This window comes from Streptomyces sp. NRRL F-6492 (assembly GCF_001280125.1).
In the GTDB taxonomy this organism is placed as follows: domain Bacteria; phylum Actinomycetota; class Actinomycetes; order Streptomycetales; family Streptomycetaceae; genus Streptomyces.
On the sequence record NZ_LGEG01000051.1, the window covers coordinates 1 to 8,909 of the forward strand.

At 72.3% G+C, this 8,909-nt stretch carries 5 protein-coding genes; 3 read left to right on the top strand and 2 right to left on the bottom strand.

The features are described 5' to 3' along the window. The first annotated feature begins 354 nt into the window (after positions 1-354). Positions 355-882, top strand: coding sequence for a DUF6912 family protein (locus ADL08_RS06860; protein ID WP_053641164.1), 528 nt, complete (start codon positions 355-357; stop codon positions 880-882). Positions 883-950: 68 nt separating this feature from the next. Next, on the top strand, positions 951-1,610 hold the full coding sequence (locus ADL08_RS06865) for an HAD family hydrolase (protein WP_053641165.1): 660 nt from the start codon (positions 951-953) through the stop codon (positions 1,608-1,610). A 33-nt stretch (positions 1,611-1,643) separates the two neighbouring features. Here the strand turns inward: ADL08_RS06865 and ADL08_RS06870 are convergent, their stop codons facing one another. Then, a complete protein-coding gene (locus ADL08_RS06870; protein WP_053641166.1) occupies positions 1,644-2,198 on the bottom strand; it encodes a DJ-1/PfpI family protein in 555 nt (184 codons plus the stop codon). Positions 2,199-2,583: 385 nt separating this feature from the next. On the opposite strand from ADL08_RS06870, the gene ADL08_RS06875 reads away from it, so the two are divergent. Further along, positions 2,584-7,581, top strand: coding sequence for an NAD-glutamate dehydrogenase (locus ADL08_RS06875; RefSeq protein ID WP_053641167.1), 4,998 nt, complete (start codon positions 2,584-2,586; stop codon positions 7,579-7,581). 58 nt (positions 7,582-7,639) lie between these two features. Here the strand turns inward: ADL08_RS06875 and ADL08_RS06880 are convergent, their stop codons facing one another. Beyond that, on the bottom strand, positions 7,640-8,773 hold the full coding sequence (locus ADL08_RS06880; RefSeq protein WP_063885248.1) for a glycosyltransferase 87 family protein: 1,134 nt from the start codon (positions 8,771-8,773) through the stop codon (positions 7,640-7,642). Positions 8,774-8,909: the final 136 nt, after the last annotated feature.

The window sequence follows — 8,909 nt, forward strand, 5'->3', positions numbered from 1 at the left end:
GAGGCGGTGGTCGAGGGGGCGGCGGCCGTGGCCGTGGGCCGGGCGGTGCCGGTGGCGGTGCTCGTGAGCGTGGTGGTCATGGTGGGCCCCTGTCGTTGCGTAACCGGGTGGTACCGGTCAGTAACTTCCGTTGGGGACCTTGTACGGCGGGGCCCCGGGGCGCCGCAAGGAGCCGGCCGCCCCGGGGCGGTCCGGAACGGGATCACCTATCCGGGTGACGCGGCTGGAAATCGGCTCTCCGGAGGTCCGGCGCACGGCTCCCGCGGTGGACGGCCGGCACGTCCGGCCCGCCGCCCCGAAGGGGGACTCCGCACGTATCCTGAGGATCTCTCCCTCTACGAAAGCGGCCAGCCGATGCGCGTCTACGTCCCCCTGACCCTCCCCGGTCTCGCACAGGCGCACAAGGCGGGCGAGCTGGGCCCCGGCCCGCTGACCGCCTACGCCGTCACCCCCGCGCTGCGCGAGTGGTACGTCTCCGACGACATCGAGGAGCTGGAGTACGCGGCGCTCGGCCGGGCCGCCGCCGCCTCCCTGCGGCTGCTCGCCGCCGACCCCGGGGCGCCCCGGCGCCGGATCGTCGTCGCCGTCGACGTGGCCGACGAGGACGCGGTCGCGGACCCCGACCGGGGGCTCGACGCCGGTTCGGTCGGCGAGGTCCGGATCGCCGGAGCCGTACCGCTGGCCAAGGCCGCGGCCGTGCACGCCGACGCGGACGACGCCGAGGCGGACGTCAGCGCGGCGGCGGACGCGCTGGGCGCGGCGGCGGACGCGCTGGGCGCGGCGGACCTGGGCGACGACGACGCGCGGTTCACCGTGGACGGGGCCGAGGACCACGAACTGCTGTGGTTCGGGGTGCAGGAGATCCCCGGGCTCCTGGGCTGAGGGTCACGGGAGGATCCCAAGGGGGCTCCGCGCTCTTCGCCGTCCGGGGCGACGGGTACCGTCCTTCCATGGGGAAGCACGGAAAGCACCTGGTCTGGGACTGGAACGGCACGCTGCTCGACGACATCGACGCGATCATCGGGGCGACGAACGCCGCCTTCGCCGAGCTGGGACTCGCACCGCTCACGCTGGAGCGGTACCGCGAGCTGTACATGGTGCCGGTGCCGAAGTTCTACGAGCGGCTCATGGGGCGGCTGCCCACCGACGCCGAGTGGACCCTCATGGACGGGGTCTTCCACCGGCACTACTGGGAGCGGGCCGAGAGCTGCGGCCTGACCCTCGGCGCCGCCGAGCTGCTCGCGGCGCGCCAGGCGTCCGGCTTCACGCAGTCCCTCCTCTCGCTCGCGCCGCACGCCGACCTCGTCCCCCTCGTGCGGCGGCACGGGATCGCGGAGCGGTTCCTGCGCATGGACGGGCGGACCGACACCTCCACGGACGGGAAGTCCGGGCACATGGTCCGCCACCTGGCCGCCCTGGAGGGCATCCTGCCCGAGCGGGTGGTGGTCATAGGCGACGCGGCGGACGACGCGCTCGCTGCGGCGCACGTCGGGGCGAAGGCCGTGCTCTACACCGGCGGCTCGCACAGCCGCGCCTCCCTGGAGCGGGTGGGGGTGCCGGTGGTCGACTCGCTCGCGGAGGCGGTGGCCGTGGCGGAGGAGCTGGTCTAGCCCCTCCGCGCGTACGGACGGAGCCCCCGGTCCTCAGCCCTTCGAGCGGAGGACCTTCAGGAACTCCCGCATCCAGACCGGGTGGTCCGGCCACGCCCGGGAGGAGACGAGCAGGCCGTCGACCACGGCCGCCGTGTCCCGGAAGGACGCCCCGGCCGCCTGCATGTCGAGCTCCAGGGCCGGATAGGCCGTGACCCGGCGGCCGTCCAGGCTGCCGGTCGCCGCCGTCAGGAGCGGGCCGTGGCAGATCTGCGCCACCGGCTTGTCCGCGTCGAAGAAGGCCTTGAGGATCTTGCGGAGCTCCGGGTCGTTGCGCAGGTACTCCGGCGCCCGGCCGCCCGGGACCACCACCGCCGCGTACGCCCCCGGGTCGACCTCCGAGAAGGCCAGGTCGGCGGGCCAGGTGTAGCCGGGCTTCTCGGTGTACGTGTCGAAGCCGGGCTCGAAGTCGTGGACCACGAACCGCAGCGTCTTGCGGGCCGGAGCGGCGATGTCGACCTCGTACCCCTCCTCCAGGAGGCGCTGGTAGGGGTACAGCACCTCCAGCGACTCCGCCGCGTCCCCGGTCACGATCAGGATCCTCACCATGGCTCTCCCAGCTCGCAGAAGGTCGGATGCCGTGCCAAGGGGACATGTGTCACTGTCCATAACGTCAAACTTCCGTCCCCTCTTTTGTACACATACGGCTCATGACGGGGCGGGGGTCGGGAGCGATAGGCTTTCGTCGTGATCAGCGCGATACGCCGAGGGGGCAGTGAAGCCCCCGGCTGCCGCCCGACCCGCTCCGGCGGCCGGGCCGACCGTGCGTTCGCCGATCCCCTCCACCCGGGTGTGCCACGGTCAGTGGCCGACAACGACCCGGGTTTCTCTCATTCGGGCATGACGTCGTCTTCCGCGGAAACACGACGTGGAGGCGTTGTGCCCTTCCTTCCACCGATGTCGCGCAACGGCGCGCGGCCAGGAGTCAGAGGACATGCAGACCAAGCTGGACGAAGCCAAGGCCGAGCTGCTCGAAAGGGCCGCCCGGGTAGCTGAGCACAGCCCGGTCGGGGGGCGACTTCCGACGGGGCCGGACGGTTCGGGCGAACGCCCGGACGGCGACACCGTGCTCGAGTACCTCCAGCGCTACTACCTGCACACCGCGCCCGAGGACCTGTCCGACCGGGACCCGGTCGACGTCTTCGGCGCCGCCCTCTCCCACTACCGCCTCGCGGAGAACCGCCCGCAGGGCACGGCGAACGTGCGCGTCCACACCCCGACGGTCGAGGAGAACGGCTGGACCAGCAGCCACTCCGTCGTCGAGGTCGTCACCGACGACATGCCCTTCCTCGTCGACTCGGTCACCAACGAGCTGTCCCGCCAGGGCCGCGGCATCCACGTCGTGATCCACCCGCAGGTCCTCGTCCGCCGCGACGTCACCGGCCGCCTCATCGAGGTCCTCTCGGCCCAGATCCACGGCGAGCTGCCGCACGACGCGCTCACCGAGTCCTGGATCCACGTCGAGATCGACCGCGAGACCGACCGCGCCGACCTCAAGCAGATCACCGCCGACCTGCTGCGCGTCCTGTCCGACGTCCGCGAGACGGTCGAGGACTGGGAGAAGATGCGCGACGCCGCGCTGCGCATCGCGGACGGCCTCGCCGACGAGCCCACCGCCTCCGACCTGCGCCCGACCGAGGTGGAGGAGGCCCGCGAGCTGCTGCGCTGGCTCGCCGACGACCACTTCACCTTCCTCGGCTACCGGGAGTACCAGCTCGTCGACGGCGACGCCCTGTCCGCCGTGCCCGGCACCGGCCTCGGCATCCTGCGCTCCGACCCGCGCCACGCCGGCGACGACGAGGGCCACCACGCGCACCCCGTGTCGCCCTCCTTCAGCCGGCTGCCCGCCGACGCCCGCGCCAAGGCCCGCGAGCACAAGCTGCTGATCCTGACGAAGGCCAACAGCCGCTCGACCGTGCACCGCCCCTCGTACCTCGACTACGTCGGCGTGAAGAAGTTCGACGCCGACGGCAACGTCGTCGGCGAGCGCCGCTTCCTCGGCCTGTTCTCCTCGGCCGCCTACACCGAGTCCGTCCGCCGCGTCCCGGTCGTCAAGCGCAAGGTCCAGGAGGTCCTGGCGGGCGCCGGCTTCTCCCCGAACAGCCACGACGGCCGCGACCTGCTCCAGATCCTGGAGACCTACCCGCGCGACGAGCTCTTCCAGACCCCGGCCGACCAGCTCCAGGCCGTCGTCACCAGCGTCCTCTACCTCCAGGAGCGGCGCCGACTGCGGCTCTACCTGCGCCAGGACGAGTACGGCCGCTACTACTCGGCCCTCGTCTACCTGCCGCGCGACCGCTACACCACCCGCGTCCGGCTGCGGATCATCGAGATCCTGAAGGAGGAGCTCGGCGGCACCAGCGTCGACTTCACCGCCTGGAACACCGAGTCGATCCTCTCCCGGCTGCACTTCGTCGTCCGCGTCGAACCCGGCACCGAGCTGGCCAAGCTCACCGACGCCGACGTCGAGCGCATCGAGGGCCGGCTCGTCGAGGCCGCCCGCTCCTGGTCCGACGGCTTCGGCGAGGCGCTCAACGCCGAGCTGGGCGAGGAGCGCGCCGCCGAGCTGCTGCGCCGCTACGGCAACGCCTTCCCCGAGGGCTACAAGGCCGACCACTCGCCGCGCGCGGCCGTCTCCGACCTGGTCCACATGGAGGCCCTCGCCGACAGCGACAAGGACTTCTCGCTCTCGCTCTACGAGCCGGTCGTCGCGGGCCCCGGCGAGCGCCGCTTCAAGATCTACAAGACGGGCGACCAGATCTCCCTCTCCGCCGTCCTGCCGGTCCTCAACCGGCTCGGCGTCGAGGTCACCGACGAGCGCCCCTACGAGCTGCGCTGCGCCGACCGCACCCATGCCTGGATCTACGACTTCGGCCTGCGGCTCCCGGCGACCAACGGCAGCGGCGTCTCCCTGGGCGACGACGCCCGCGAGCGCTTCCAGGAGGCCTTCGCCGCCACCTGGACCGGCGAGGCCGAGAACGACGGCTTCAACTCGCTCGTCCTCTCCGCCGGGCTGAACTGGCGCGAGGCGATGGTGCTGCGCGCCTACGCCAAGTACCTGCGCCAGGCCGGCGCGACCTTCAGCCAGGACTACATGGAGGACACCCTCCGCAACAACGTCCACACCACCCGGCTGCTCGTCAACCTCTTCGAGGCCCGGATGGCGCCGGAGCGCCAGCGCGCCGGCACCGAGCTGATCGACGCGCTCCTCGAAGAGCTGGACGCCGCCCTCGACCAGGTCGCGAGCCTGGACGAGGACCGCATCCTGCGCTCCTTCCTCACCGTCATCAAGGCCACCCTGCGGACGAACTTCTTCCAGAGCGCCAGCGAGGGAAGCGACAAGGGGGGCCGGAAGGACTCGGACCTGCGGCCGCACTCCTACGTGTCGATGAAGTTCGACCCGCAGGCCATCCCCGACCTGCCGGCCCCGCGCCCCGCCTTCGAGATCTGGGTGTACTCGCCGCGCGTCGAGGGCGTCCACCTGCGCTTCGGCAAGGTCGCCCGGGGCGGTCTGCGCTGGTCCGACCGGCGCGAGGACTTCCGCACCGAGATCCTCGGCCTGGTCAAGGCGCAGATGGTGAAGAACACCGTCATCGTGCCCGTCGGCGCCAAGGGCGGCTTCGTGGCCAAGCAGCTCCCGGACCCGACCGTGGACCGGGACGCCTGGATGGCCGAGGGCATCGCCTCGTACAAGACGTTCATCTCGGCCCTGCTCGACATCACCGACAACCTGGTCGCGGGCGAGGTCGTGCCGCCGGTCGACGTGGTCCGCCACGACGAGGACGACACCTACCTGGTCGTCGCCGCCGACAAGGGCACCGCGACCTTCTCCGACATCGCCAACGGCGTCGCGGAGGCGTACGGCTTCTGGCTCGGCGACGCGTTCGCCTCCGGCGGCTCGGCCGGCTACGACCACAAGGGCATGGGCATCACCGCCCGCGGCGCCTGGGAGTCGGTCAAGCGCCACTTCCGCGAGCTGGGCCACGACACCCAGACCGAGGACTTCACCGTCGTCGGCGTCGGCGACATGTCCGGCGACGTCTTCGGCAACGGCATGCTGCTCTCCGAGCACATCCGCCTGGCCGCCGCCTTCGACCACCGGCACATCTTCCTCGACCCGAACCCCGACGCGGCCGTCTCGTACGCCGAGCGCCGCCGCCTCTTCGAGCTGCCCCGCTCGTCCTGGGCCGACTACGACACCTCGCTGCTCTCCGCGGGCGGCGGTGTCCACCCCCGCAGCGCCAAGTCGATCCCGGTCAACGCGCAGGTCAGGGCCGCCCTCGGCATCGAGGACGGGATCACCAAGATGACCCCGGCCGAGCTGATGAAGGCGATCCTCCAGGCGCCCGTCGACCTGCTGTGGAACGGCGGCATCGGCACGTACGTCAAGTCCTCGGCCGAGTCGAACGCCGACGTCGGCGACAAGGCCAACGACGCCATCCGCGTCGACGGCCAGGACGTGCGCGCCCAGGTGATCGGCGAGGGCGGCAACCTCGGCGCGACCCAGCTGGGCCGCATCGAGTTCGCCCGCTCCGGCGGCCCCGGGGGCGAGGGCGGCAAGGTCAACACCGACGCCATCGACAACAGCGCCGGCGTCGACACCTCCGACCACGAGGTCAACATCAAGATCCTGCTGAACGGGCTCGTCACCGAGGGCGACATGACCGTCAAGCAGCGCAACAAGATCCTCGCGGAGATGACCGACGAGGTCGGCACGCTCGTCCTGCGCAACAACTACGCGCAGAACACGGCCCTGGCCAACGCCGTCGCCCAGTCGCCGTCCCTGCTCCACGCCCACCAGCGGTTCATGCGCCGCCTGGGCCGCGACGGGGCCCTCGACCGCTCCCTGGAATTCCTGCCCAACGACCGGCAGATCCGCGAACTCCTCAACAACGGCAAGGGCCTGAGCCAGCCGGAGCTCGCCGTCCTCCTCGCGTACACCAAGATCACGCTGGCCGACGAGCTGATCGGCACAGAGCTGCCGGACGACCCGTACCTGACCGGGCTGCTCCACGCGTACTTCCCGTCGCTGCTGCGCGAGCGGTTCACCGAGGCCGTCGACGGCCACCCGCTGCGCCGCGAGATCGTCACCACGGTCCTGGTCAACGACACCGTCAACGCCGGTGGTTCGACCTTCCTGCACCGTCTCCGCGAGGAGACCGGCGCGTCGATCGAGGAGATCGTCCGGGCGCAGACCGCCGCCCGCGTCGTCTTCCGCCTCGGCCGGGTCTGGGACGCCGTCGAGGCCCTCGACAACCGGGTGCCGGCCGAGATCCAGACCCGGATGCGGCTGCACTCGCGCCGGCTCGTCGAGCGCGGCACGCGCTGGCTGCTCAACAACCGGCCGCAGCCGCTCCGGCTCACCGAGACCATCGAGTTCTTCGCCGAGCGCGTCGAGGAGGTCTGGTCGCGGCTGCCCGAGCTGCTGCGCGGCGCGGACCTGGAGTGGTACCGGTCGATCCTGGACGAGCTGACCGGGTTCGGCGTGCCGGAGGAGCTCGCGCGGCGGGTCGCCGGCTTCTCCTCCGCCTTCCCGGCGCTCGACATCGTCGCGATCGCGGACCGGACGGACACGGACCCGCTCGCGGTGGCCGAGGTCTACTACGACCTGGCCGACCGGCTGCGGATCACCGACCTGATGGACCGGATCATCGAGCTGCCGCGCGACGACCGCTGGCAGTCGATGGCCCGCGCCTCGATCCGCGAGGACCTGTTCGCGGCGCACGCGGCGCTCACGCAGGACGTCCTGACGGCGGGCGGCGACGACGCGGGCCCGGAGGAGCGGTTCAAGGCCTGGGAGGAGAAGAACGCGGCGATCCTGGGCCGCGCGCGGACGACCCTGGAGGAGATCCAGGGCTCGGACACCTTCGACCTGGCGAACCTGTCGGTGGCGATGCGGACGATGCGCACGCTGCTCCGCTCGCACAGCTAGGCCGTACGCGGACGAGGGGCCCCGCCGGTTCTCCGGCGGGGCCCCTCGCCGTTCCCCGCTACTCCTCCGGCGCGGCGGCGACCGTCGAGGTCCACAGGCGGCGGGCGGCGAGCAGGGCCGCGACGAGCAGCAGGCCGTTGCGGAGCACCATGACGGCGAGCCCGGTGGGGGTGCCGTCGATGACGTCGAAGTAGAGCACGGGGTACGCGAGCGCGCTCAGCGCCGCCGCCGGGAGCAGCAGCAGCGCCACCGGGCGCATCACGGTGTGCCGGGAGGTCAGGCAGACGGCGGCGAGCCCGAGCAGCCAGATCATGTACTGGGGGCTGATCACCCGGCTGGTGACGGTGAACAGCAGGACGGCGGCGAAGGCCGTGTCGTACGGGGTGGCGGGGGTCCAGCGGTGGGCCCGGACGCGCCAGAGGACCAGCCAGCCCAGGGCGATGACGGTGAACAGCAGGGAGAGGTGGCCGAGGGTGGAGACGTACGGGCCGACGTACTCCAGGGCGCCGTAACGGAACTCGACGCTCCCCGGCCAGACGCCGGCGGACCGGGCGAGCGCGAGGGCCGTGCCGCCCAGGGACTCGATCTGGATGCCCCGGTCGCCCTGCTGGCGCAGGAAGCCGAGCGACTCGGAGAAGAAGAGCGCGAGGGTGCCGAGGAGCGCGACGGCGGTGACGGCGGCGGCGGTCCACGCCTGCCGGGTGGTACGGCCCCGGGGCGTGCCGAGCAGGGCCAGCGCCGGCCACACCTTGACCATCGCCCCGATCCCGGCGAGCGCCCCGCCGAGCTGGTGGGCGGCGGTCGACCGGGCGGTGACGGCGAGCAGGGCGAGGACGGCCAGGGCGGTGGTCTGGACGTCGTACCGGGCGAGGGGCAGGTGCAGGAGGAGCGGGAGGCCGCAGACCCAGATCCAGGCGCCGTGGGTGAGGCGCGCGCCGTCGGCGCGGGCGAGGGCGAGGGTGACGACCGCGTCGGCGAGGAGGGTGAGGGTGACGAAGGCCTGGAAGTAGGTGAGCCAGGGGAGGGCGCCCGGGGACATGATCACGAGCCCGGCCCCCGGCGGGTACTGCCAGGTGGCGTCGCCGGGCGGGAAGGTGCCCGCGGTGAACTTCCCGTACCAGTGCTCGTAGAGCGCCACCTCGCGGGCCACGCCGCCGATGCCGAGGTCGTCGCGGAGGAGCAGCAGGAGCATGCCGGCCCGGGTGAGGAGCCAGACGGCGGCGAGCGCGAGCCGGGGGCCGCTGCCGACCGTGACGAAGGTGGCGGAGGTGAAGGTGTCCGACGCGAAGGGGGAGCGGGTGAGGGCGGGGGGTTCGGTGGCGGTGGGG